Origin of the sequence: Streptomyces sp. GbtcB6 (genome assembly GCF_019091475.1) — a bacterium.
GTDB lineage: Bacteria > Actinomycetota > Actinomycetes > Streptomycetales > Streptomycetaceae > Streptomyces > Streptomyces hyaluromycini.
This window is the reverse complement of sequence record NZ_JAGXJL010000093.1, coordinates 1-22,509: the sequence shown is the minus strand read 5'-3', so window position 1 is coordinate 22,509 and position 22,509 is coordinate 1. Positions and strand designations below refer to the sequence as shown.

The window sequence follows — 22,509 nt, the reverse complement described above, 5'->3', positions numbered from 1 at the left end:
GCGCGCGGCTTGCTCCGCAAGCGCGACGCGGCGTCGCTACGCAACGCCAATTCCACGCTACGCGTGGAATGCCCGGAACTCCGTTCCGGGGCTGCCGGTCCACTCCGTGGCCCAGCAGCGGGACCCGGCTCCGCCGACTCCCTGCCGTACCGGTGCACTCCGTGCCCCGATACGGGAAAGCGGCGGCAAGGAGGGGCGGGTGGCGGGGAGTCAGGTCGGGTTCGGCTGAGGGGGTGTCAGGGGGGGTGGACCCTCCCGGCTGCGCCGAGTTGCATCGGACCCGAATCTCAGCCGAACCCTGCTCCACAACTTAGGATCAACCACTTTCCATCATGACCGAACACCAGTGTGCGTCACTTCGGTTGGCTGGCTAAATTCTGGGATGATGGTTAGGTACCTCCCCCGGCTGACGGGCCGGATGCCTCTCGAAATCAAAATCACCTCGGGCGCGCTGAAAATGGTGCGGGAAATGGGTCCGGAATGACGCGCATGAGTCTTCGTCCGCATCAGGTTGAGGCAGTGGATTCGGTGCTGCGAAATCTCTCGGAACAGCCGGGAAAGGGAATCCCGCCTGGAGGGCTGCGGACTCAGGTTATCGCCGCTACCGGGTCCGGTAAGACGCTGATCGGGGTGGAGTCGGCGAATCGTCTTTCGGCTCGCCGCGTGCTGGTTTTGGTGCCGACGTTGGACCTGCTGCTGCAGATGGCCGCCGCCTGGCGCCAGGGCGGCCGCCACGGGGCGATGGTCGGGGTGTGCTCCCTGCGGGGCGCGGACAGCCAGGGTGTGCCCTGCACGACCGACCCGGACGAACTGATCGCGTGGACCGCCGGCCCCGAAGCGGTCACCGTGTTCGCGACCTACGCCTCCCTCGGCATCGGCACCCTCCAACACGCACACGCGGCGGGTCTGCCGGTGTGGGACCTGGTCGTGGTGGATGAGGCGCACCGCACGAGCGGGGATGCGGGCAAGCCGTGGGCTGCGGTGCACGACCAGGCGCAAGTCCCAGCCGTGCGGCGGTTGTACATGACGGCGACCGCGCGGGTGTGGGAGGCGGAGGGTGAGCGGCCGCGGATGGTGGCGTCCATGGATGAGGACTCCGAGGTCTTCGGTCCGGTGGCGTACAAGCTGAAGCTGTCGGAGGCGATCCGGTTGGGCTTGGTGGCGCCGTATCAGGTGCTGTGCCTGGACATCCGTGACCCGGAGTTGTACGCCGCGATGACGACGGAGGCGACCGGCTCGGACGTGGTGCGCGGGGCGCGGTTGGCGGCCGTGCAGACCGGCCTCATGCGCGCGGCCGCGCAGGAGCGGTTCCGGCGCGTGCTGTCCTTCCACAGCCGGGTTGGGGAGGCGGAGGCGATGGCGGCCGCGGTGCCGGTGACGGCGGGCCGGCTCGCCGAGGACGACCCCGCCGCCTTCCCGCCCGCCGAGCAGGTGTGGGCGGAGTGGCTGTACGGCGAGCACGCCCCCGCACACCGCCGCCGTGTCCTGGACGAATTCGCCTCCGACTTCCTCGGGGCGCCGGAATTTGAGGGCCGGGATGTGCGTGCGGAATTGCGTGTGCTTTCGTCGGTTCGTGTTCTGGGTGAAGGTGTCGATACCGCTGAGTGTGATGCGGTGCTTTTTGCGGACGCGCGTGGGTCGGTGGTGGATATCGTGCAGATGGTCGGGCGTGCCCTGCGGATGCGTCCCGGGGTTGGAAAACTGGCCACGCTGATCGTTCCGGTATTCCTCGGTGAGGACGAGGATGCGAATGAACTGCTCACCTCGGATGCGTACGGGACCCTCGCGAAGATCCTCGGGGCGCTGCGCGCGCACGACACGGAGACGATCGAGGCACTCGCCGACCCCCGGGTCCGCAACGCCCATCCCGGCGTGGGCGAGGACGACGTCGACCAGGACCACGACGGCGAGGACAGCAACGAGGAGCAGGACGTCGTCCGGGTCGGTGCCGCGGCGGCCGGGGTGCTCAGGTTCAGCGAGGAACGCGACCCGGCTGCGCTGACGGCGTTCGTCCGGCTGCGGGTCATCGACCCCGAGGCGGCGTACTGGCGGCGCGGGATCGAGGCGGCCACCCGGTGGCGGCGGGAGACCGGCAACAGTGAGCTGCGGGTGCCGTACACGTACGTCACGCCGGAGGACTGGCCGGCGATCGGCGGGCATCCGCTCGGGATGTGGGTGGCCGACCAGAGGCGCTACTACGCGGCCGGGACACTGGAGGCCTCCCGCGTCGCCGAGCTGGAAGCGCTCGGGATGGTGTGGTCGGTACAGGCGTCCGCGTGGGAGGCCGGCCTCGCCGTCGCCCGCTCGTACGCCGCGGTGCACGGGCACCTGCTCCCGCCCACCGGGGCCGTGTGGGACGACTTCCCACTGGGGGTGTGGGCCAAGAACCAGCGCGCAGCGGCCCGCAGGACAGCTGAGAACGCCGAACGGCGCCAGGCCGGGGAAACGGATGTCGCCTACGCAGGAGAGCTGTCAGAGGGCCGTCTGGAGGCTCTGGCCGATGTGGATCCGGGCTGGTGCCCGGCATGGGAGATCGGCTGGCAACGCGGCTACCGCCTCGCCCTCACCCACGTGAAGGCCGGCGGCGCACTCCCAGCCAGGCCGGGTGAACTGATCGTCCAGGGCGAGGACCTGGGCGTGTGGATCGCCGGGCAGCGGACCGGGTGGGAGCGGCTGATGCCCGCCCAGCAGTACCTCCTGGAGACCATCGGGATCCAGCCCGCGGCCGACGGTGAGCCGCGGGCGGACGCGCCCCGGTCGCAGGACGCCCGGTGGGCCGCGAACCTCGCCGCCGCCCGCCAGTTCCACGCCCGCGAAGGCCACCTCACCGTGCCCCGCAAACACGTCGAAACCCTCGACGGCGAACCGATCAAACTCGGAGCATTCCTCGACAACACCCGCCGCCGCGCCACCAAACTCACCCCACAACGCCGCACCGACCTCGACACCCTCAGCATGCGCTGGTAAACGAGGGGACAGAACATGACGGTGGCCCGCCCCGTGTTCGGAGCGGGTCACCGACGTGTGTGTGGTCGTGAAGGGCGGTCGCCTACGCGGCGAAAGGCTCCATGAGGCTTCAGCCGAACGATCGTCCTCATGGGCAATAGGTGAGGCCCGGGGACACTGTCCCCTCCACAACCACGTCCGTCACAACACGCGCAGCGGGGCAGGCATTCCCGCGCGGGTGGTCGGGAAGCGGGACTGGCTGCGGCTGTGCCGGTGCAGAGCAGAGCGGCTTGTGTCGGTCCCGGGGTCCGCCGCCAGCGACTGCGGGATAACGATTGGGGGCGCACAGAGGCTGTCATGGTCCCTGCACTGTCCGGCTGGTTCCGAACTCGCTCACGGTGTGACGCTGCGGGTGCGTGAGGCGTACGCCGCGAGCACGGAACGGACATGGACCAGCGGGACATCACGGAGAAGACAAACGGGACACCTCCGCAGGCGCGGAGCGGACAGCAAGGGCCTGGAAGCCTTACGGCTGCGATGTTCTGGAGCTGCTGCTCGGTGGCGGCGGCCTGGCGGGCGGCCGGGTCGGCGTAGTGGCCGCGGCCGGTGGCCAGGGCGTCCGCGAACCAGGCGTCGACCTCGGCCTGGGCGTAGCCGCTGGCGCGGCGGGTGAGCAGGTTCCGCACCGCTTCGTCACCCGCGTGGGGTTCGGCCTGTGCCAGGGTGCCGAGCTCGCGCAGCGCCTGGAGCTGATCGGCGCGGGTGGTGGGTGGAGGATGGTGGGGATCGCGCGACGCCGATTGAGATGGCCCTCGCCGCCACTAGCAGGGGAGCACGGATGCCTGAACTGCCCGCCGGGGTGAAGCGGATCAGGAAGGCCGAGGCTGACCGTCCGCACGTCGACTGGCCCTTCGTCGAGCACGTCGTGCAGTTCACCTACGGCACGGGAAAGGACGAGGTCGTCCTCGCGAACATCGGCGCGAACGGGCCGCTGCCTGTCCCGGCGGCCGGGCAGGTCGTCCGGCTGCACGATGTCTACGTCAAGGTGGTCTTCGTGGACGTGTCCTATGGAGCGACACCAGAGGGGGCGCCCATCGTCCATGCCCTGGCCCGGGTCGAGCTGACCGAAACGCCCGCCGGGAGCGTGCCGTGAGCAGTCTCCGAGAGCGGCCCGCGGTGGCGTACCACGCGCTGGCCGATGTGGGCAGCGTCGACCAGCTCGCGCGCCGTTGGTAGTCGTCGGGAAGCGTGCCGGGGCATCGGCGCCTGTTTCACACGGGAACTTGATCCGGCTGGTAATTCGGTCAGTGAGCCGAAGCACTGTAGTTGTCACGGCCCTGTCCTCCCGAAGCTACGGCGAAGTGACAAGTAGCTCTCTGTAATCAGAGTGACGCTCGGTCAGGGACAGTGAGGCGGGGCCCGGGGACTTCGCCGACCTGGAGGGCGGCGAAGTCGGTGTGGGCCTGCTCGACGGCTTCGGGGTACGCCTGTGCCTTCGCGTAGTCGGCGAGCGCCCGGTAGATGCTGGCGATCGAGGGGTTCTGTCCCCTGCGTTTGCCGGTGGGGATGATCAGGCCGGGCTGGATCTGCTCGACGGACTCGCCGTTCGCCCGGCGCCGGAGCACGGTGTGGAGCATGTCGTCGGTGATTACGGGCGGCGGGCCGCCGTGCTTGCCCTTGCGGGCCGCGGTGTCGAGCCCTTCCAGCGTGGACTCGCGGATGTTCTCCCGCTCGGTCTCTGCCATCGCGGCGAAGAACGCGAACAGCAGCTTGCCCGGGCCGGTGGGGTCGTAGATGCCGGGCAGGGGTCCGGCGAGCATCTCCAGGACCAGGCCGTGGGCGGTGAGGTGGTCGGCGAGCGCGGTGGGTTCGGCGGCGTCGCGGCCGCACCGTCGTCATCTGCGGGACACCTCCGCAGGCGCGGAGTGGACAGGACCAGCGATTCCTTCGTGAACTCCGGGAACGGGACACCACCGCGGGCGCAGAGCGGACGGCCCACGATCAGCGGGTTGCCGAACGCGTCTGGGACACCTCCGCGAGCACGGAGCGGATCCGCTCGGTCATGGGCGCACCCCAAGACGCGAGGGCTGCTGGCCCGGCGGGAGTCGATACCGCGCGGGAGCATGGCGATGGTGGGCGCGGCTAGGCGTCTGCGGCTTTGTCCTGGCTGGGTGTGGTGTGGTGCGCTCATGCGGGGTCCGGTGCTGGGGCGATGCTGAGCAGGCCGCAGCCGTATGCCTTGCCGCGGCCGATGCCGTTGTGGATCGCTGTCCGGAGCAGGTCGGGGTCGATGACGGTTGCGGTGCCGTCGAAGCGCACGCGGTGGTGGCGCACCCGGTTACCGCCTTCCTTGGTGGGGGTGCGGGGGCGTTGGTGGTCGCGGACGGATTCGGCGGGCTGGGAGTGCAGGGTCAGGGGCTTGAGTCCGGCCTGGCCGGCTTGGCGGTGCCACCAGGCGTCGGCGGCTTCTCCGTGGAGGTCGACGACGGCGGGCAGCTGGTAGAGGGTGCGGGTGGTGGCTCCGGGTTTGCGGACAGGGGAGGCGGTGCAGCGGTAGCGGAGGGTGCGTCCGGGGGTGAGGGCGTCGAGGAGCTGGTCGAGGGGGCGGCTGGTGAGGGTGCCATAGCCGTCGGGCAGGCCGGTGGGGTCGGGGGGCAGGTTGGACTGCAGGAGCAGGTAGCTGCCGGCGGAGGTGTCCTCGACACGGAAGAGGACGCCGAAGTGGGTGCGGGCACTGTCCTTTATGCCGTCGGGGAAGAGGGACATGACCCGGCGGTGGAGGGAGGTGCCGTGGGTGCCGCTCAGTTCCTGCTGGGCCAGGCGGGAGGCGGGGCTGGGGGTGAGGCGGGTGAGCCACAGGGTCACCGGATGCTCCCTTCTGCGGCGGGGCGGGCTTCGGGTGTGAAGGTGGGCGAGGTGTAAGCGGCGAGACGCCGCAGGTTGGTGGGCCGGTAGACGGCGCGCAGGCGCTCAGGCGGCGTCATTGCTGACCATTGCGGGCGTGAGGGGAATGTGGCCGGTGTGTACGGCTCGCGGTGCGAAGGCGCGTTGCTGGGGGCGGAAGGAGAGTGGGTGGTCGTGTCGTAGTTCGACGTCGAGGATCCAGGGTTCGGCGTCGATGACGGTGCGCAGCCATGTCTGGGCGGGCTCGTCGGGGGCGGGGCGGTGGCGGGTGCGGATGTGGGGCTGGTTCTCCAGCCAGGGGTGGAGGGTCAGTGCCTCGTCGAGCGGTCGTTGGGTGATGGCCTGGTGCTCGCCTGGCAGTCCGTGGCTCGGGAGGGGCCGGGTGGGGACGAAGGCTTTGCGTCCGAAGTAGAGAGGCCAGCGCGGTCGGTCGAGGGCGTTGTGGAGGCGGTCAAGGAGTGGGGCATCGTCTGATTCGAGGGCGACGAGGAAGAGGGCGTCGGCCAGGTAGAAGCGTTTGGTGACGGCAGTGCGGTGCTGCTGTCCTTGGGTGTTGGGCACGTTCTGGACGGTGTGGAAGTCGCTTTCGACGACGCCTTCCCGGTCGACGCGTACGCCCATGCGGAGGGCGGCCAGGTGCTGGATGTCCTCGTCGGCGGCCTTGGGGATGCCGAGGGCGGCGGCGAGGAGGCCGACGACACCGGATTTGGTGGGTTCGGTGGCGGTGTCGCGGCTGTTGAACTGTGATCTGGTGCCCCAGGACTGCATGGGGGCGTCGAAGCACATCAGCAAGGTGGGCATGGCGGTCAGTTCTTGGTCGCGGTCAGGAGCCGGGCGGTGAAGGCGTCGAGGGTGGGAGCGATCTCGTCGTCGGGCACGCCGGTGGGGGCGGGGCCGATGGAGGCGATGCTGGTGTGGCGCAGCTGGGTGTCGCCGTAGAAGCCGCGCAGTTGCTGGAAGTGGTCGACGAGGCGCTGGGTGGATGCGGCCATGAGGTCGGGGACGTCGGTGACGGGGCTGAGGAAGGCGTTGGCCAGGTTCCAGGCGCCGGTTTCGCGGACGACTCCGAGGAGGGCCTGGGGCATGGTGCGTGCGGCCATGGAGTTCTGCTTGCCGCCGGGCACGGCGTGGATGAAGGAGTACAGCCAGGCGCGGGCCGCGCGGGCGACGAGGTCGGGGTCGGCGGGCAGGTTGGTGGCGAGCTGGTCCAGGTCGAGGTTGGCGTAGCGGTAGAAGCAGGCGGTGTTGAAGTCGACGGTGCCGATCATGTCCGCGGCGGGTTCGGCGTTGGGCCTGAGGTCGTCGAGGGCGGTGTAGTAGTCGAATTCGTTGACGACGGCGTGGGTGGACAGGGCGTGAGCGACCTGTGAGGCGGCGTTGACGTTGAAGTCGGTGTTGTCGGCGATCATGCGTCCGAACAGGGCGATGTCGGCGGCCCGGGTGCCGTCCAGGATGCGCTGGGTGTGTTCCTGGGCCTGCTTGGTGGGTTTGGCGGCGGCCGTCTTCGCGGTCTTCTTCTGCGGTGCCTTGTCGTTCTTCTCCTTGCGTGCTTTCGCGTCGGCCACGGTCTTGGCGAGGGTGTCCCACCGTTCGTCGCAGTAGTCGGCAAGGTGTTCCTGGGCGGGCCGGCCGACGTAGAGGAGGTACTTGGTCAGGCCGGTCGCGGGGTGTGCGGCGAAGCCGATCTCCTCCAGGCCGGCCTGGCAGACGTCCAGGGCTTCGTCCTTGCTCCGGCCGCGGTCGGCGAGGACGCCGGCTGCGGCGTCGCGGAGGCGTTTGGTGCGTACGCCCAGCTCGGAGGTGTCCAGGCCGTGCTGGGCGAGGAGTTGGCGTGCGGCGCGTTTGAGGGACTGGCTGGAGATGCGGGCGCGGGTGTGGCCGCCGAAGCGGGCGGTTTTGGGCTGTCCGAGGTCGTCCCGGTTGAGGTTGCTGACGGGGAAGGACTGCAGGAGGTGGAGCTCGATGAGCATGGCGGGTCTCCGGTTCAGGCGGTGGTGTCGGCGGGGGCCGGGGTGGGCTCGGTCGTGGCGGCTGGGGTGGGGCGGCTGGCGCGGTGGTAGTCGCGGGCCCAGGTCAGGCGGATCCGCTGGCGGCGTTCTGCGTTGCGCCCGTAGGGGTCGTTGGCCAGGAGGTCGACGAGTTCGTTGAGGAGGCGGTAGTAGTCGACCGGGATGTCGGCGGTCGCCAGGAGCTGTACGCACTGGCGCAGGTAGTGGGGCAGAGCTGCGTTTTCGACGGAGACCAGCTGGGTGAAGCGGCGTTGCACCGAGTCACCGCGGTCTTGGGCGAGTTGGCCCATGGCGGTGCCGATGGAGGGTCTGCTGTGCCCGCCGTGGTGGGGCTGGGGGTGCAGGGCGAACAGGCCCGCGGCCAGCAGCCAGATGTGCTGTTCCGATTCGGGCGGGTCGAAGTCGAAGACGGTGGTGTAGGCATCGGCTTCCTGGCGGGGGCCGGCGAAACAGCGGCGCAGGCGTGCCATGGTGCGGCGGGCCTCGCCGGCCGCGTGCCGGTTGTCGGAGGACATCGACCGCTGCAGGCCGTAGAGGTGGGTGATGAACGCGCCGCGACGCTGCTGAATGCCTTCCGGTTGAGGGGCCGGGGGGCTTGCGGTGGTCATGCGTCCTCCAGGGGTGGCACGCTGTAGCGGGCGAGGCCGCCGCGGAAAATGTTCTGCAGCTTTTGGCGGGCGAGTTGGAAGTCGTCGAAGTGGGCGCTCGCGGTCAGCAGCAAGCGGTCGCGGCGCGGTGCCCCTTGCAGCCACTGCCAGGCGGTTTTGTCGGCGAGGTCGGAGACGGCCTGGCCCCAGCGTTCGGCGGGCTCAGTCTCGCTGGTGCCGTGCAGGAGGGCCTGGCCCAGCTCGCGCAGGAACGCGGCGAACGGCGGTGCCAGCTGCGGCCAATAGAGGATCTCCAGCTCGCTGGACTTCTTCTCCTGGTCCTTGCTGAGCTGGCGGTGGAAGTCAGCCGCGTACTGGCGTTCCATGAGCTTCAGCTGCTCGCCGAGGTCGTTGGCCAGGGACACCGCGTAGCCCAGGATGCGGCCGATGCGGGCGCTGTCGGCCCGCATGAGTGCCACCGGTGCGGGAACGGCTTCCTCGTACCAGGCGTAGGTGTCTCCGCCCTGGTCACCGAGCTGCTGCCCGAAGATCCGCAGCGTGTAGACGGTGTCCTCGGGGATGTGGCCGTCCTCGACGAGTTCGGCGATGTGGTCCAGTGCCGCGGGCCGTCGCCGCTCCGGCTCCTGGGCAGGCAGCGGCCCCTTGGCATAGCGGGCAGCGCGCCAGGTGTTCCACCAGCGCTTGTCGGATGCCAGCAGCAGTTCCTGGCTGTGGCGCCACACGCCGCGCAGTTCGTCCAGGGTGACCGCCCTGAGGTCGCCCTGTTTGCCGCCCCGGAGCCATGGGCGGCGGTAGGCCGCCATGGCCTCCCACTCGACGAGGTCGCCCTCCAGACGGGTGCCCGGGGTGAGCACCACCCCGTCCACCTCCGGGGCTTTGGAAGAGGTCGAAGTGGACAGCAGGATGCGCCGAGACGGCCATGTGAGCAGGTCCGTCCAGCCCAGCGGGCTACGCGCATCCGGCTCGGGATCGGGAGGCTGCTCGGCTTCCCACACTGGCCGGTCCCGCCCCGTGGTGCGGGCGGGCAGTTCGTCGTCCGGCTGGTATCGCTGCATGTTCAGCAGCAGGGTCTCGTGCAGGCTCCCGCCCTCGACCAGCACACAGCCGAAGCGATTACCCAGACCGCCCTCCGCGGTGCGCTCCTTGCGGTAGGGCTGCTTCGTTCCCGAGGTGTCGTACGCCTGGACGGTCACCAGCCAGCGGGCCGCGTGCGCCGCCGCAAGGACCGGACGCTGGTCGGCCGTGGTGTGATCGAACAGGGTCCGGTTGCTGCCCGCGGCCCAGCCGGCCACGAGCTTCGCCGTGCTGCCCGGGGCGTTGTCCAGAGCCGGGCACTGGAAGAACGGCATGTCCGGGTCGAACAGATCGAAGCGGGAGTGCCACTTCTCCTGGTATGCGGCCAGTTCTGCAGCGGGCAGTCCGCCATCGGTCTGGGCCTGCCACAGCTGCGCCCAGCGGGCGGCGTCCAGTGGCTGGTACACCCGGTGCGCGAGAGCCAGCAGCAGGCGGTGCAGGGCCGCGGTCATGGTCGGTGAAGATCCCGCAAGGCGCCGGTAGGAGGCTGCCTCACGCAGTGCCTGGGCCAGGCTGATCTCTTGCCGGGCGCCGTCCATGCGCACCGCCGGCAGCCATGGTTCGGTCAGCAGGTTGAAGCCCACAGTGTGTCGTTCCTCCCCCAACTGTCGTGCAGGGGGCGAGTCTTGCAAATGCCACTGACAACCGAGGCGGATTCACCCGGAATGGATCACTCGGCCTGTGATGTCGGCTGAATCCATACTCAGCCCGAGGCCGATGCGGTATGCGGCGGGAGCGGGCCGCGCTGCATGGCCTCGTCCTTCAACTGAGGGCATGGCAGCGTCGCAGCCGTCATCTGCCGGGGGACTGCGGGCCGCAGCGGCAGCCCGCGCGGCACTCCACCGCCTGGCCGGGGGCGTCCTCGTCGGCGGTCCGAGCGGCGAGGAGCCCGGCAGCGTCTCGTCGCGGTCGTCGAGGGAGGGGTGCGGCCGGCGAACGGAACGGCTGGCGGGCTGCCGGGGCCGGGGGGCGATCGAACCGGGCGTCCCGCGGGAGCGGGCTCGTGGTCTCACCGGCGGCCGCGCTCTCCTCGCCATCAGGTGTCAGGTCACTGCCAGTCGCCGTCGCGCCGGTAACTGTCCTGCCTGGTCCGGTTCGCCCTGGTCGCCCGCGCAGTCAGTTCCCACAGCTGGACATCGTCCCGAGGCTGCGGCAGCCGCACTCCCTCGGCCTTCTCCTCCCGACCGGCGATGCTGCGCTGCAGCTGGGCTGCCGCCCGCTCCCACTGCCGCTCCCAGCCCCGAGGGCAGCCGACCGCCTCCTGCGGGCCATAGACCAGGTCCACCAGCTGCTGCACCTCGTCGGGACAGCGCACCTGCGTACGCCCACGCAACACCGCCCAGGTCCGCAGCAGCACCGCCTCCGCATGAACGTTCGTCGTGTAGCGGGGGAAGGCGACCCTCTGGGCCTCCTCCTCGACTCCGGTCAGAGCCAGCAGCAGGCCGGGCCTGTCGCCGTCGCGCTGGTGGCGCTGAATGCGGCCCATCCGCTGGATCAGGCTGTCGATGGGCGCGAGGGAGCTGATCATCACGTCAAAGTCCACGTCCAGGCCCTCCTCCAGCAACTTCGTGCCCACCACGATCGCCCGCTTGGGCCGGACCTGTTCCCGGCCGGGGTCCGGGGGGCCGAACCGCGCCAGGATCTCGGCCTCCACGCGGGCCCGCCGCGCCTCCTCCAGCTGCCCGTGCAGCAAGAACACCTCGGGCCGTTCCGCCTGCGGCAGCGCCTCGACGAGCTGGAGGATCTGCTCATACGCCTCCTCGGCGTGCCGGACCAGGTTCTGCACCACAGCCACGCAGCGCCCCTCACCAGCCTGCCGCAGCGCCCACCGGGCCCGCTCCGCAAAAGCGACCCGCGACAGCTCCACCACCCGGCCGCTGTTCAGCTCCGAAGCAGGCACGTCCACCACCTGCACGGCATCACAGCGCTCATCCGCCCACACCACCCGCGGAAACGCTCCCGGCGCTGCCGCGACCGCCTGCGTGCCGGGCCTGCGTCCCTGCGCGCCGGCCCGCCAGCTCTCCACCAGCGCATGCTGACGCCCGGACGGCAACGTCGCCGAGAGCACCACGACCGGTACCCGCATGCGGCCGAGCCACCACAGCAGCCGGTCCATCAGCGTCGACATGTGGACGTCATAGCCGTGCACCTCGTCGAACACGACGACCTTGCCCGACAGACCCGTCAGACGGACGAAGACATGGCTGGACCGCAGCGCCGCCATCAACGCCTGATCGACCGTCCCCACCCCCACCGGCGCCAGCAGACCGCGTTTGTGGGCGAACCACTGCGCGGCCTGCCCGTCCCCGTCGCCCTCACCGTCCACATCGACACCCACCGGCCGCAGAGCAGCGGCCGGATCCAGCGCCGCAGCGCGGCCCTTGAGGTATTCGCCGGCCGTGGAGTGCAGCAGCCGCACCGGCACGTCCGCCTCCTCCAGCAGCTCCTCCACGGTCTCGAAGGCCTGATTGCTCGTCACACGCGACGGCATCGCCGCATAAAAGCCCTGCAGACCCAGCCGGCGCACCATCTCCGCCACCGCCTGCAACGCGGCCTTCGTCTTGCCCTCCCCCGTCGGGGCCGCCACCACCACAATCCCCGCCCCCCGCATCCCCGCCACCGCCGCCTCGACCGCCACCTGCACCGGACGCGGCTGTTCCTCGTCGGGGAAGAGAGCCGCGAACCCCGTCTGGCGTGGCGGCCGCCACGGCCGCCACGCCAGCTTCTCGATCTTTCGCGCCTCATCCACACGCGCCTGCGCAAGGTAGGCGGCCAGGTCGACATCCAGGCCCGCATACGACGTCTCCGGGCGTGCCGAGGCGATCCAGTCGCTCACCGAGGCCAACCCGGCCAGCGCCACCACCGCCTCAGGACTAAACCGCACCTCCTGCCACGGCAGCTCCCCCGGCTGCGGCAGGCCCCACAAGGAGACGACCCGGCCGACCAGCTCGTCGCACGCGGCCGCCCAACGCGGCCCCCCGTTGTCCCCCACCGCCTCCCGCGCCTGCTGCACCGCCGCAGCCGACGGAACCACCCCGTGATGACCGCCCAACGCCCACGCCACCGACCGCGCAGTGGCCGGCACCGCACCCCACGACCGCAACAACCGCACCAGGTGCACCGCCGTCAGCAGACCGTGATGACAGTCCGTACGCGCCCCAGGATCCCGCCACTGGGCCAACCGCCCAACGTCAGCCCCCGCCACCGGCCCCAGGGCCGGCACCGCCACGTCCTGCCGCAACCCCTGGAACGCCGGCGACAGCTTCCCCAGATCATGCAGACCACACAGCACCGACACCCAACCCGCCGCATCCCCCAGCGGACCGAAACCCGCCTCCAGCTCCGCACGACAGTGCGGCCCCACCAAAACCCCCACCAGCCCCTCAGCCACCACCGCCGTATCCAGCACATGACAGATCAAAGGATGCGGAACAACGCCACGCCCCAACTTCCCCCACGCCCCACGAACATCCACCCCAACCCCCTGTCCCACGAACCACCCCGATCACGAAACATCAAGATCGCACCACCGCACGGAGTCACACCGCCGAACACCAGTAACCTGACGACCACCAGCGAGCCCCGCACCGCACGCACCTTGACAACAAGAATCCCAAACCCCGAACACGCAAAGGAAGTTCGGACGGACAACCCGGTCACAACACCCGGCAGGCCACCTCCCCGCACGCGAAGACGGCCCACAGCCGTCGGCATCAACACGGTCGACGGCCGCACCCACTCCGTACAAACGGAGGTGTCCCGCACTACAAGTTCGTCCCGCCGCGCATCGGCGGTCGGCTCCGCGCAAGCAGAGGTGTCCCGTGGCAGAGCGAACCGGGCAGTTCGGTGGTGCCGTTGGCTCCGCGTGAGTGGAGGTGTCCCAACGGCGGCCGGCGAAGGCAAGATGACCATGGAGTCGGCTCCGCGCAAGCGGAGGGACCCCGGCCACCCACTACTCGGACGGCTACCTGAAGAGGTTGGCTCCGCGCAAGCGGAAGTGTCCCGCACTGGCTGGACGTCATCATCGGCGTCATCTCGTCGGCTCCGCGCGAGCGGAGATGTCCCGGCCATCGGCGCCCCCGGCAGCACTGCGCTTGCGTCGGCTCGGCGCGAGCGGAGGTGTCCCGACCGCTACGGTGTCGTAAGCCGTCGGGGCCGTGTTGGCTCCGCGCGAGCGGAGGTGTCCCGGACGCGATCGTCACCGTCGTCCAGGTCCACAAGCCGGCTCCGCGCGAGCGGAGGTAAATCGGTCATGGCGTGGACAGCCGTCGACCGCGCTCCGCGCGAGCGGAGGTGTCCCCCCGTCGGCGACGTCTGGGTTGTTGATGATGAGGTCGGCTCCGCGCGAGCGAAGGTGTCCCGGAACCACCGTGGGCGCTGTCGTCTCCTACGCCGTCGACTCCGCGCGAGCGGAGGTGACCCGGAACGGGGGCGGCAGGCTCCGAGCATCCTGGGGTCATCCCCGAGCAAACGGAGGTGTCCCGTCGTCGAGCCAGTGGAGAACGAACACGCCGTCGTCGGCTCCGCGCGAGCGGAAGTGACCCGACGACTACTGGCGGGTGACCCGCTACAGCGTCGTCTACTCCGCGCGAGCAGAGGTGACCCGTCGTTCTGTTCGCCCAGTTGTACGAGAGCGTCGTCGGCTCCGCGCGAGCGGAGGTGTCCCGGCCCGGTAGGGCACGGTGATGCGGTAGTAGCCGTCGGCAACGCGCAAGCGGATGTGTCCCGTGTGCGCGGTCGCGGCGTGCGGCTTCGGCGGGGTCGGCTCCGCGCGAGCGGAGGTATCCCGTAGGAACCGGATCGGCCGCGCCGTCCTTGCGGGTCGGCTCCGCGCGAGCGGAGGTATCCCGTCGTCGTAGCGGACCGCGCTCGCCGAGTCGGAGTCGGCTCCGCGCGAGCGGAGGTATCCCGCTGCCCACGTTCGCGTTCAGCGAGGCGCTCGCGTCGGCTCCGCGCGAGCGGAGGTATCCCGTCCTGGCAGCCCGGCGAGGAGAAGAAGTTCTGGTCGGCTCCGCGCGAGCGGAGGTATCCCTGCGCTGTACTGGGCTGCCGCCGTCTTGCGAATGTCGGCTCCACGTGAGCGGAGGTGCCCCGTCGGCGATGCCCAGCGCGGTGTCCGGGCGACAGTCGGCTCCGCGCAAGCGGAGGTGCCCCGCTGCCGATGGCCATCATCAACCACATCGGTGAGTCGGCTCCGCGCGAGCGAGGGTGCCCCGGCCTCGTGGGTAAGAATCACGGCGTCCCACTCGTCGACTCCGCGCAAGCGGAGGTGTCCCGTTGAAGGCTGGAAACTGCAGCAGCATCCCGGGGTCGGCTCCGCGCAAGCGGAGGTGACCCGGAGCGCGGCCGGCTCGAGGACATCCTGATGCGGTCCGCTCCGCGCGAGCGGAGGGGTTTCCTAGCCGTTGCGCGCGGTGCGGACCTGGGTAATTTCAGCTCCGCGCGAGCGGAGGTGCCCCGGTGCTGGCGTTCTTTGCGGACCCGGGATCAGGGTCAGCTCCGCGCGAGCGGAGGTGACCCGCTCGCCGAGCCGGACAGGGTGTGGGGGGCCGGTCGGCTCTGCGCGAGCGGAGGTGCCCCGATGTTCACCAGCTTCTCGGGCCAGTTGTGGCGGTCGACTCCGCGCGAGCGGGGGTGCCCTGCCGTCGAGCTTGGCCAGGAGCTAGGGGTCGGCGTCGGCTCCGCGCGAGCGGAAGTGACCCGATGGAGGATCCTGCTTGGACCGCCCGCCTGCAGTCGGCTCCCGCAAGTGGAGGTGTCCCGAGCGAGACGGGGGCGGCGGGCGGGCAGCGATGGTCGGCTCTGCGCGAGCGGGGGTGTCCCGCTCGTCAGCCGCGGCGGAGTAGCCACCGTGACGTCGGCTCCGCGCCAGCGGAGGTGTCCCGTGGACGCGGGTGGGGTGGTCGCCGTCGGCTCCGCGCGAGCGGGAGGTGTCCCCGATGCGCTCCAGCTCCGATTCCCTGCACCACCGTCGGCTCCGCGCGAGCGGAGGTGTCCCATCCCGCAGATGCCGGTCGTCCTCGATGGCCAGGTCGGCTCCGCGCGAGCGGAGGTGTCCCGGTGTAGCGGTACCCCCGGATGTAGCCGGGAACGCCGGCTCCGCGCGAGCGGAGGTATCCCTGCGAGCCGTAAGGACGCCTTACCGTCCGTGCAGTCGGCCTCGCGCGAGCGGAGGCGTCCCGCTGCTCATGTACTGGGGCTTGAGCATGACTTCGTCGGCTCCGCGCGAGCGGAGGTGCCCCGCAGGCCGCCATCACCGCCCACCAGCTGATGGCATCGGTTCCGCGCAAGCGGAGGTGTCCCGTGGCCGGGTTCCACGTCGCCTCAGTCCATTCGATCGAACTGCGATCACTCACGGCCGGCCCTCCATCCCCTCGAACCGAGCGTGTCCACCGACACCGCAACAGCCTGTCGTGCCCAACGAGGCGCCTCGCAACCCGGTACCGGCGTCCAACCACTCGGTTTCCGTATGGTTCCGGACACCCCCATACCGAACAGCAGTTCCCATCCTGTGAGGTGTCCTGTCTGCTGTAAAGGCGTCGTCAGGCGGCGAAGCCGATGGTGGTGACGTACTCGTACTGGCCCCACTGGGAGCCGAGGTCGACGACCTTGTCGATCCACGCGTCGTCCAGGGCCTGGTCGTCGTCGGCAACCCACGCGGCGACGATCCGGTCCCACCGCCGCACGTTCATGGTCCGGAACGCGACCACGCGCTGGCGGGGCCGCGAGACGTGGGACTGGTTGAGCGGGTGGAACTCCACCCGGGTCCCCTGGCCGCCCCGGTTGAGGCGGGCCAGCAGGTAGCGGGCGACGTTCTCCCGTCGCACGGTGCGGTAGGCCTGCTCGATCCGCTCCAGGTTCTGGCGGGAGGGTGTGCGGGTGCCGGCGAGCCAGGCCCGCACGGTGCGGTCGGTCGCAGTGAGGCCGGCCGCACGGGCGGCGGCCCGGGCATGCTGGCTGCGGGTGAGGTAGTGCAGGCGGGCGAGCAGGCCGCGCTGGACGGTGATCGAGGTCGCGATGTACCCGGCGAGGGCGTCCAGCTGGCGGGCGACGGCCTCGTGGCCCTTGACGCCGCGCGCGCCGAAGTGGCCGAAGTCGAGGTTGCGCTCGGGCATGTCAGGCCTCTTCCGGGGTGCCGAGCTCGGCGTCGCCGACGGTGTAGACGTCCTTGGGTTTCATCTCGGCCAGGCCGCGGCCCTCGGGGAAGACGGCGCGCCAGTCGCCGATGACGTGGAGTTCGTCGGTGCCCATGGCGCGGACGACCATGAGGCCCTCGTCGTAGGCCCGGTGGGCCCTCCACCACAGGTTCGCGAACGCCTGCGAGCGGATCAGGTGCATCCAGTCGGTCCTGTAGAGCTCGCGGTTGTAGTTCGACTCGCCGAGCGTGGAGACGAATTTCGAGTACATCGCCTTGACGTACTCCCCCGTCACGTCGTCGCCGTCGGCGATCGCCCGGTCCCGGGCGTCCTTCAGCGTGATCCGGAACTTCTCCAGCAGGCCCTCGGTGGCCCCGGACGTCCATGATTCGTGGATCACGGGCGGGTCGCACAGCCCGTACTTCGGTCCCGAGAGGCGCAGCAGCAGGCGCAGGGTGGGCTCGGTCACCCACAGCGGGCCGGGTTCGTCGCGCTGGCCGATCGGGTTCGGGAGGACCGCGTCGTGCTCCCAGTCGGGCGGGGTGATCAGGTGCACGCCGGCGCGGCGCGGATTGTGCTGTCCGTCGGTGGAATGCTCCAGCTGGCCAAGCGGCAGGTGCGTCTTGAGCGCACTCAAGTAGGCGCCGTTGACGTCCAGCGCGGTCACTTCGTGGGCGCCGGCCGGGAGTTCGGGCCGGGTCCACTTCGGGCGGGCCTCCCAGACCTGGTCGGCACCCTTCGCGGTCTGCTTGCGCAGGACGTCGGGCAGCCACGGGTGCGCGACAACGTCGTAACGGCCGCCCAGGCGGGCCTGGTCCAACAGGGCCATCGCGTCCGGGATCGCCCGCTTCACCAGGGCCGCCGTCGCTTCCGCGACGTCCCCGCCGTGCTCGCCGAGGGCGGCCGCGACCGCCGAGGAGATCCGCCCGGCGAGCGGGTCCGGGGCGCTGGCCGGCCGCACCCGGCGCCCGGCCGGAACGACCTTCACCCCCTGCCGCCCGCGCGGGGCCTGCCGCGCCCCGCCGGAGCGGCCTCGACCAGGCGCTGCCTCAGCCGGAACGGCCGCCGGCGCGGGCTCCGGCTGCGGCTGCGGCTGCGGCTGCGGCTGCGGCTGCGAGGTTGGGGGCGCGGTGGTGCACTCCGCGGGGTGAAGGTGCTGCGGGAACCCCTCGACCTGGTGGCGGGCCGGCTGCCCGCATAGCACGCACGGCTGCGGCACCGCGAGCACATCGCCGTCGTCGTCCTGATCCGCCGCCTGCCCGGCATCCGCGACACCCTCACCCCCGGGTTCGGGCTCGGGTTCGCCTGCGTGGACCGGGCCGGCCGTCTCGGCGGCCCGTCGGGCCCTGGCTCCTTCGAGGAAGTACGCGTACTTCACTCTCGCCTCACCACTCGGCTCCCGCCCTGCCTCCCAGCCCCCGACCGTGGAGGCACTGACACCCAGGGCCCGAGCCAGGTGGGCCTGCGAGAGGTTCAGCTCCTCACGCAGCACGCGCCGTTCCTCGGCGGGCGGCAGCGGGACCTCCTTCCTGGCTCCGGCGAGCAGCGCGTCGATCGCGCTGAAGTCCGTCATCACATGCCTTCCTCGACAGCCGCAGGACGCCGGGGGCCGAGGCGGTGGCGCACGGCGGACAGTGCCTCCACGGCCCGGGTGGGTCCCGCCATGAGGTCGGAGACATCGATGCCGTAGTGCGCGGCGACCGCCTCGCAGTCCGTCAAGGTCCAGGCCGCCAAGGCGCGCTGACGACGGCTCACCTGGGCCTGGCTCACCCCCAGGACAGCGCCCAGAACGGACTGCGATTCACCGGTCGCGTACAGGAGCGCCGCCACCGCCGACCTCACCCGCTCTTCCAGCCCCATACCCATGAAGCCAACCTTACCTCCTATACCTCATTTTTTATTCGTGTGGCGCATGATATTGGATCATGGAGGCTGGCTCGGCCAGAGCGCGGGCAGGGCCGGGGGGCCTCAGGACTCCCCTGGAGGCCGCGCAGGCGGTACAGCGCCTGGACGGTGGCGCGGGTGGTCACAGTGCCGTGGGAACGGGCCGGCACCACCGCCCGCCGCTTTGCTTGATCCGCTCGGTATCCGTTGCGAAAGCGCCCGCCGCGGACAGCGGACACGAGACCGTGGTGGGGTGACCCATCACCCCGGCCTGCTGCGGACCGCTCCCCTGCCAGGAGAGACGACCTCGTCGCTGATCTGCCGCATCGCGAGCCGCTGCGGGCTGGAAGCGAAGGCGTTGCGGTCCTGCTGGCACTGGCGCAACTACCAGCCCGGGCACAGTGGCGGGGGCGCACGGGCCGACGCCGAGGTGCTGCTGAACGCGGCCGAACGGCAGCTCCTGGCAGGCCTGGGCGGCATCGAGGAAGACGTGCCGGCGCGGGCCCTGCCGTCCTGGGAACAGCAAGACGCCAAGCTCTCCGCCGAGAAGGACGGAGTGCCGGCGGCAGCGTGGCGGATCGGCGGCGCGGTCGCCGGGCCGATGGCATTCGGCTGCCGCCTGTGCACCGCCCGGCGTGCAGGGACGGCCGTGCGGGTGGCGCGGTACGCCCCGCGGTGGGAGCGGGTGTGCGTGCGGCACGGACGGTGGCTTGTGGACGCGGATGCCGACCAGCAGCTGGAACACCTGGATCTGCGCCATCTGCCGGAGGTGACGGCGGCGCAGTGGCGGTGGGCGGGTGTGGCGCGGCCGGCGGTGCGGGCCGGTACCGAACCGGAGAGGGTGTTCGCGCTGGCGCACGCGGTGGTGGCCCGGTGGTGGGAACAGGCCCTCGGCTGGGAGCAGGAGAAGGTGTGGCCGCGGCGCCTGCACCAGGTCGCGGGCGGCCATGCCGGGGAGGACTTCGAGCGGTGACGGATCGTGGGACGGGACACGGCCGTATTTCCCGAGGTGGTGGCCGTCGCCGACGCGCTGCATGACCCGGCCATGGCCCAGCTGGTGTGGATCGACAGCGGTGCCGGGCGGCCGCGGGCGCTGCCCGCCGACGGGATGTTCTGCCACAGGCTCGGCGAGCGGGTCGGGCGGCCGCGGCTGGTGCCGCCGGCCGCGGCCGACTACGGCGGCCCGCTGACCTCCTGGACGGGCGCGGTCATCCGCATCCGCCGCGGGACCGGCGGACCGCCCGGATACGACAACGACCCGTGGTGGCTGCGCCAGGAGCACCAGCCTGCCCACCGTGGCCGGGCAGCTGCGGGTACTGGGCAAGGAGAAGAAGGCGCCCGGCTCGGGCAGGATGTGGCGGGCCGTGGTGCCCGCCGAACAGCGGGCGCTGATCACCAGCGCCGTACAGAGCGCCGAGGAACAGCTGCTGCAGCTGCGCGGGGTACAGACCGAGCCGGCCGCCGACGTCGCCCGCCAGCTCCTGCGCAGCCTGCGCCACAGTGCCACCCTGATCGACAACGCCCGGAAGCGCACCGCATCAACAGCAGCCCCCTCCCCGCCCACCACGGCCAACGCGAACCATTCCGCGACGTCACCACCGACATCGAAAACGCCCTCGACCTCACCCACCACACACCCGGCACCCTCCCCCGCCACGCCCCCTACCTCCACAGGCGCACCACCGACGCATCGGAAACCTCACCAGACTCATCCGCCAAACAGCCATCACCGCTATCACCGCCATCTGCGACGGCACCGAACACATCACCAAGCAATCCCACGACGCCATCCGCCTCGACCACCTCGCCGAAACCCACCACCGCCCCACACCGACCCGCCAACCACCAGCACAAACAGCCCCGACCAGCACAAACACACCAAACCTCACCACGCCAGAGCCACCTACAACAAACCCACGCCCCCTCCACACAGAACAAAAAACCCAGCCCACACACCCTGACCCCACCACCCAAACCACCTACCCCACCCCTCAACAAACCAACAACACACCACATCAACCACAAACCAACCACCACCACGGCGAACGGCAGGACGCAGGACGGGGCCGTGAGGCGCGGAGCGCCGAGGGCAAGGGAGGAGGCAGCGCGGAGCGAGGGAGCACGGCGCGGAGCGCCGTGGGACCGGCTGCCGCATCCCGCAACGCGTGAGAGCGCGCAGCGCTCGGTCCGGGTGGGCGCGGAGCGAACGCCCGGCACGCGGCAAGGTGGTGGGGCGCGCGGAGCGTGCCCCACCACCGACCGGCAGGCGTCCGGCCGGGGCCGCGCCCGTCCTGCCCCACCACCGACCGGCAGGCGTCCGGCCGGGGCCGCGCCCGTCCTTGAAGAGGAAAGAGCACGCGCTGCGCCCGACGGGCGGTGCAGGCCCGACGATCGAGCATGCAGCGCTCGCTGCTCCCCCGGCTCGGGCCCCACCGCGGTCCATGCAGGGGGCGCCGAGGACGTTGAGCACGCCTGGACTCCGGGCTGCCGGACGGAAGTTGAGGAAGTCGACTGGATGGGCAGGGAGGTCGGCATGACAGACGTTGAGGAGCGGGACGCTGCCCGGGCTCTGGCCGCGCAGGCCCGGAACGTGGCGTGGGCAGCGGACGGCACACTCTGGCAGCTGTTCTTACGTGCGGTCAGCGGCGGCAGATGGGGCCGCCAGCCCACCGGCTGGACCGTGATCCGGCTGGATGCGCCCTGGCAGGACACTCCCTCCTCGGAGCGGCCCGGCTGGAGGGAGCGTGCCGCAAACCTCGCCGGCGACACGGCCTTCGCCGTCGACTACACCGTCTGCGCCCCCTGTGGACTCGGGTGGGTCGAGCAGCCCTACACCATGGAGGAGTACCAGCGGTGCGGGCTGGCCGCCGCGGGCCTTGAAGCGCTGCGACACGAGAACCCCGGCCTGTCCTGGCACACCCTCGGCGGCCACTTCCACGATTCCCGCCCCTTCTGGGCTGCTGCGGGCACCGGCGTGCTGGGCAGCTACCAGCAGCGCGAAACCTGCCCCCACGTACCCGAGGGGTAAGCCAACCAGCCGCGCGGCCGGCGGGGCTCGAGGCTGGTTGCTCTTCTCCGCCGGCACCGCAGCGCGCGTGGCGTCAGTCACCTCGGGCACGGGGCCGACCGTTCTCCAGACCCGGGACAGGGCGGCGTACCCCTATCTACGGCCCAGCTCAGCAGCAGGGGCTGGTGAGTGAGGAGACCGCGCCGCACGAGAACGCACGGCGCGCGGACCGTGACTCGAGTTCGTACTGCCACTCCAACTGCTCAGCCACCCCGTGGAATGGCTGCCGATGGCCTCCCACTCGGACTCCGCCACCGCGTTGTACCTGGACTACCCGGTGGCGCTGCGCAGCCTGGAGCGGATGCGGGCCCGGCGGTACCACCGGCGCTGGCGCAACCGCCGGCAGCAGATGACGGCCGGCCCCCGGATCCTGTGCCACTGGAACACCACGGGCGAGCGCGGCCACGACCCCGTGCAGTGGAACAGCACCCCCGCCACCGACGAGCGACTGGACTCGGCCGCGCTCACCGCACCTCCGCTGACCGGCCCCGGCAGCCGCCAGGCCACGCTAGAAGCCGCCCTGCGGGCCGGCGTGCCGCCGGCCGTCTGGCACCGCAGGCCCACACCCCCGGGCGACTCCAGGAGACGGGTCGACAAGCTGCCGAGGGGAGCGGCCGCCGAACTGTCGAAGCGCGTCCGGCAGTTATGCAACGGGACGTGCACACCGGACGTCACGTCACGGTCCTCCGGGACGACCCAAACCACATGGCCGACTGGTCCGCCTACCCGGCATCAAATCCCGGCAGCGTGGCGGACACAACGACGAGGGGACCTCATGAGCCGCGCCCAGCACCCGGCGGAGAACAGCCGCAACGGCGGTCCGGTCAGCCGCAGTTGGTGGATCTACCGCGGCACCGGGCAGCCGCTGCCCGACATCCGCC

At 70.9% G+C, this 22,509-nt stretch carries 13 protein-coding genes, 3 pseudogenes and 1 CRISPR repeat array; of the genes and pseudogenes, 6 read left to right on the top strand and 10 right to left on the bottom strand.

Annotated features, from left to right (window positions below; all coding sequences use genetic code 11):
- The first annotated feature begins 480 nt into the window (after nucleotides 1–480).
- Nucleotides 481–2,967, top strand: a complete 2,487-nt coding sequence (locus KVT45_RS52520; protein WP_217561791.1) for a DEAD/DEAH box helicase — start codon at nucleotides 481–483, stop codon at nucleotides 2,965–2,967.
- Between the two features lie 817 nt (nucleotides 2,968–3,784).
- Entirely contained in the window at nucleotides 3,785–4,099 is a 315-nt protein-coding gene (locus KVT45_RS52515; protein WP_217561789.1) for a hypothetical protein, read from the top strand.
- 229 nt (nucleotides 4,100–4,328) lie between these two features.
- On the opposite strand, the pseudogene KVT45_RS52510 reads toward KVT45_RS52515, so the two are convergent.
- From KVT45_RS52510 to KVT45_RS52470, 10 genes and pseudogenes are all read right to left on the bottom strand, one after another.
- A pseudogene (locus KVT45_RS52510) lies at nucleotides 4,329–4,826 on the bottom strand (recombinase family protein); the annotation flags it as partial.
- 307 nt (nucleotides 4,827–5,133) lie between these two features.
- Nucleotides 5,134–5,811: a type I-E CRISPR-associated protein Cas6/Cse3/CasE gene (gene cas6e / locus KVT45_RS52505; protein ID WP_217561787.1), complete on the bottom strand. Its 678-nt coding sequence runs from the start codon at nucleotides 5,809–5,811 to the stop codon at nucleotides 5,134–5,136.
- Between the two features lie 105 nt (nucleotides 5,812–5,916).
- The gene (gene cas5e, locus KVT45_RS52500; protein WP_217561785.1) at nucleotides 5,917–6,651 is read right to left on the bottom strand and encodes a type I-E CRISPR-associated protein Cas5/CasD; all 735 of its coding nucleotides are present in this window, start codon (nucleotides 6,649–6,651) and stop codon (nucleotides 5,917–5,919) included.
- Nucleotides 6,652–6,656: 5 nt separating this feature from the next.
- Entirely contained in the window at nucleotides 6,657–7,820 is a 1,164-nt protein-coding gene (cas7e, locus tag KVT45_RS52495; protein WP_217561783.1) for a type I-E CRISPR-associated protein Cas7/Cse4/CasC, read from the bottom strand.
- 14 nt (nucleotides 7,821–7,834) lie between these two features.
- Nucleotides 7,835–8,467 carry a type I-E CRISPR-associated protein Cse2/CasB gene (gene casB / locus KVT45_RS52490; RefSeq protein WP_254648643.1) on the bottom strand — a complete coding sequence of 211 codons (633 nt, stop codon included), beginning with the start codon at nucleotides 8,465–8,467 and terminating at the stop codon, nucleotides 7,835–7,837.
- Entirely contained in the window at nucleotides 8,464–10,125 is a 1,662-nt protein-coding gene (gene casA, locus KVT45_RS57385) for a type I-E CRISPR-associated protein Cse1/CasA (RefSeq protein ID WP_308311148.1), read from the bottom strand. Before casA ends, casB begins: the two co-directional genes overlap by 4 nt.
- A 464-nt stretch (nucleotides 10,126–10,589) precedes the next feature.
- On the bottom strand, nucleotides 10,590–13,016 hold the full coding sequence (gene cas3, locus KVT45_RS57980; RefSeq protein WP_308311147.1) for a CRISPR-associated helicase Cas3': 2,427 nt from the start codon (nucleotides 13,014–13,016) through the stop codon (nucleotides 10,590–10,592).
- Nucleotides 13,017–13,274: 258 nt separating this feature from the next.
- Nucleotides 13,275–15,844: direct repeats of the CRISPR family, unit length 29 nt; unit sequence GTCGGCTCCGCGCGAGCGGAGGTATCCCG.
- A gap of 239 nt (nucleotides 15,845–16,083) precedes the next feature.
- Entirely contained in the window at nucleotides 16,084–16,656 is a 573-nt protein-coding gene (locus KVT45_RS52480; protein WP_217561779.1) for a transcriptional regulator, read from the bottom strand.
- Nucleotide 16,657: 1 nt separating this feature from the next.
- On the bottom strand, nucleotides 16,658–18,250 hold the full coding sequence (locus KVT45_RS52475) for a DNA-binding transcriptional regulator (protein ID WP_217561777.1): 1,593 nt from the start codon (nucleotides 18,248–18,250) through the stop codon (nucleotides 16,658–16,660).
- Nucleotides 18,250–18,543: a helix-turn-helix domain-containing protein gene (locus tag KVT45_RS52470; RefSeq protein ID WP_217561775.1), complete on the bottom strand. Its 294-nt coding sequence runs from the start codon at nucleotides 18,541–18,543 to the stop codon at nucleotides 18,250–18,252. The genes KVT45_RS52475 and KVT45_RS52470 overlap by 1 nt, the downstream gene beginning before the upstream one ends.
- 271 nt (nucleotides 18,544–18,814) lie before the next feature.
- On the opposite strand from KVT45_RS52470, the gene KVT45_RS57370 reads away from it, so the two are divergent.
- From KVT45_RS57370 to KVT45_RS52455, 4 genes and pseudogenes are all read left to right on the top strand, one after another.
- Nucleotides 18,815–19,534 carry a hypothetical protein gene (locus KVT45_RS57370; protein ID WP_254648642.1) on the top strand — a complete coding sequence of 240 codons (720 nt, stop codon included), beginning with the start codon at nucleotides 18,815–18,817 and terminating at the stop codon, nucleotides 19,532–19,534.
- 576 nt (nucleotides 19,535–20,110) lie between these two features.
- Nucleotides 20,111–20,388: pseudogene (locus tag KVT45_RS57365) on the top strand (ATP/GTP-binding protein); the annotation flags it as partial.
- 706 nt (nucleotides 20,389–21,094) lie between these two features.
- Complete coding sequence (locus KVT45_RS52460; protein WP_217561773.1) at nucleotides 21,095–21,589, top strand: hypothetical protein; 495 nt, start codon at nucleotides 21,095–21,097, stop codon at nucleotides 21,587–21,589.
- Between the two features lie 268 nt (nucleotides 21,590–21,857).
- A pseudogene (locus KVT45_RS52455) lies at nucleotides 21,858–22,509 on the top strand (hypothetical protein); the annotation flags it as partial.

What these genes read in the sequence shown, in the direction of transcription:
- KVT45_RS52520 (WP_217561791.1), top strand. Translation starts at nt 481, where the DNA reads ATGACGCGCATGAGTCTTCGTCCGCATCAGGTTGAGGCAGTGGATTCG.
- KVT45_RS52515 (WP_217561789.1), top strand. Translation starts at nt 3,785, where the DNA reads ATGCCTGAACTGCCCGCCGGGGTGAAGCGGATCAGGAAGGCCGAGGCT.
- cas5e (WP_217561785.1), bottom strand. Translation starts at nt 6,651, where the DNA reads ATGCCCACCTTGCTGATGTGCTTCGACGCCCCCATGCAGTCCTGGGGC.
- cas7e (WP_217561783.1), bottom strand. Translation starts at nt 7,820, where the DNA reads ATGCTCATCGAGCTCCACCTCCTGCAGTCCTTCCCCGTCAGCAACCTC.
- casB (WP_254648643.1), bottom strand. Translation starts at nt 8,467, where the DNA reads ATGACCACCGCAAGCCCCCCGGCCCCTCAACCGGAAGGCATTCAGCAG.
- KVT45_RS52480 (WP_217561779.1), bottom strand. Translation starts at nt 16,656, where the DNA reads ATGCCCGAGCGCAACCTCGACTTCGGCCACTTCGGCGCGCGCGGCGTC.
- KVT45_RS52475 (WP_217561777.1), bottom strand. Translation starts at nt 18,250, where the DNA reads ATGACGGACTTCAGCGCGATCGACGCGCTGCTCGCCGGAGCCAGGAAG.
- KVT45_RS52470 (WP_217561775.1), bottom strand. Translation starts at nt 18,543, where the DNA reads ATGGGTATGGGGCTGGAAGAGCGGGTGAGGTCGGCGGTGGCGGCGCTC.
- KVT45_RS52460 (WP_217561773.1), top strand. Translation starts at nt 21,095, where the DNA reads ATGACAGACGTTGAGGAGCGGGACGCTGCCCGGGCTCTGGCCGCGCAG.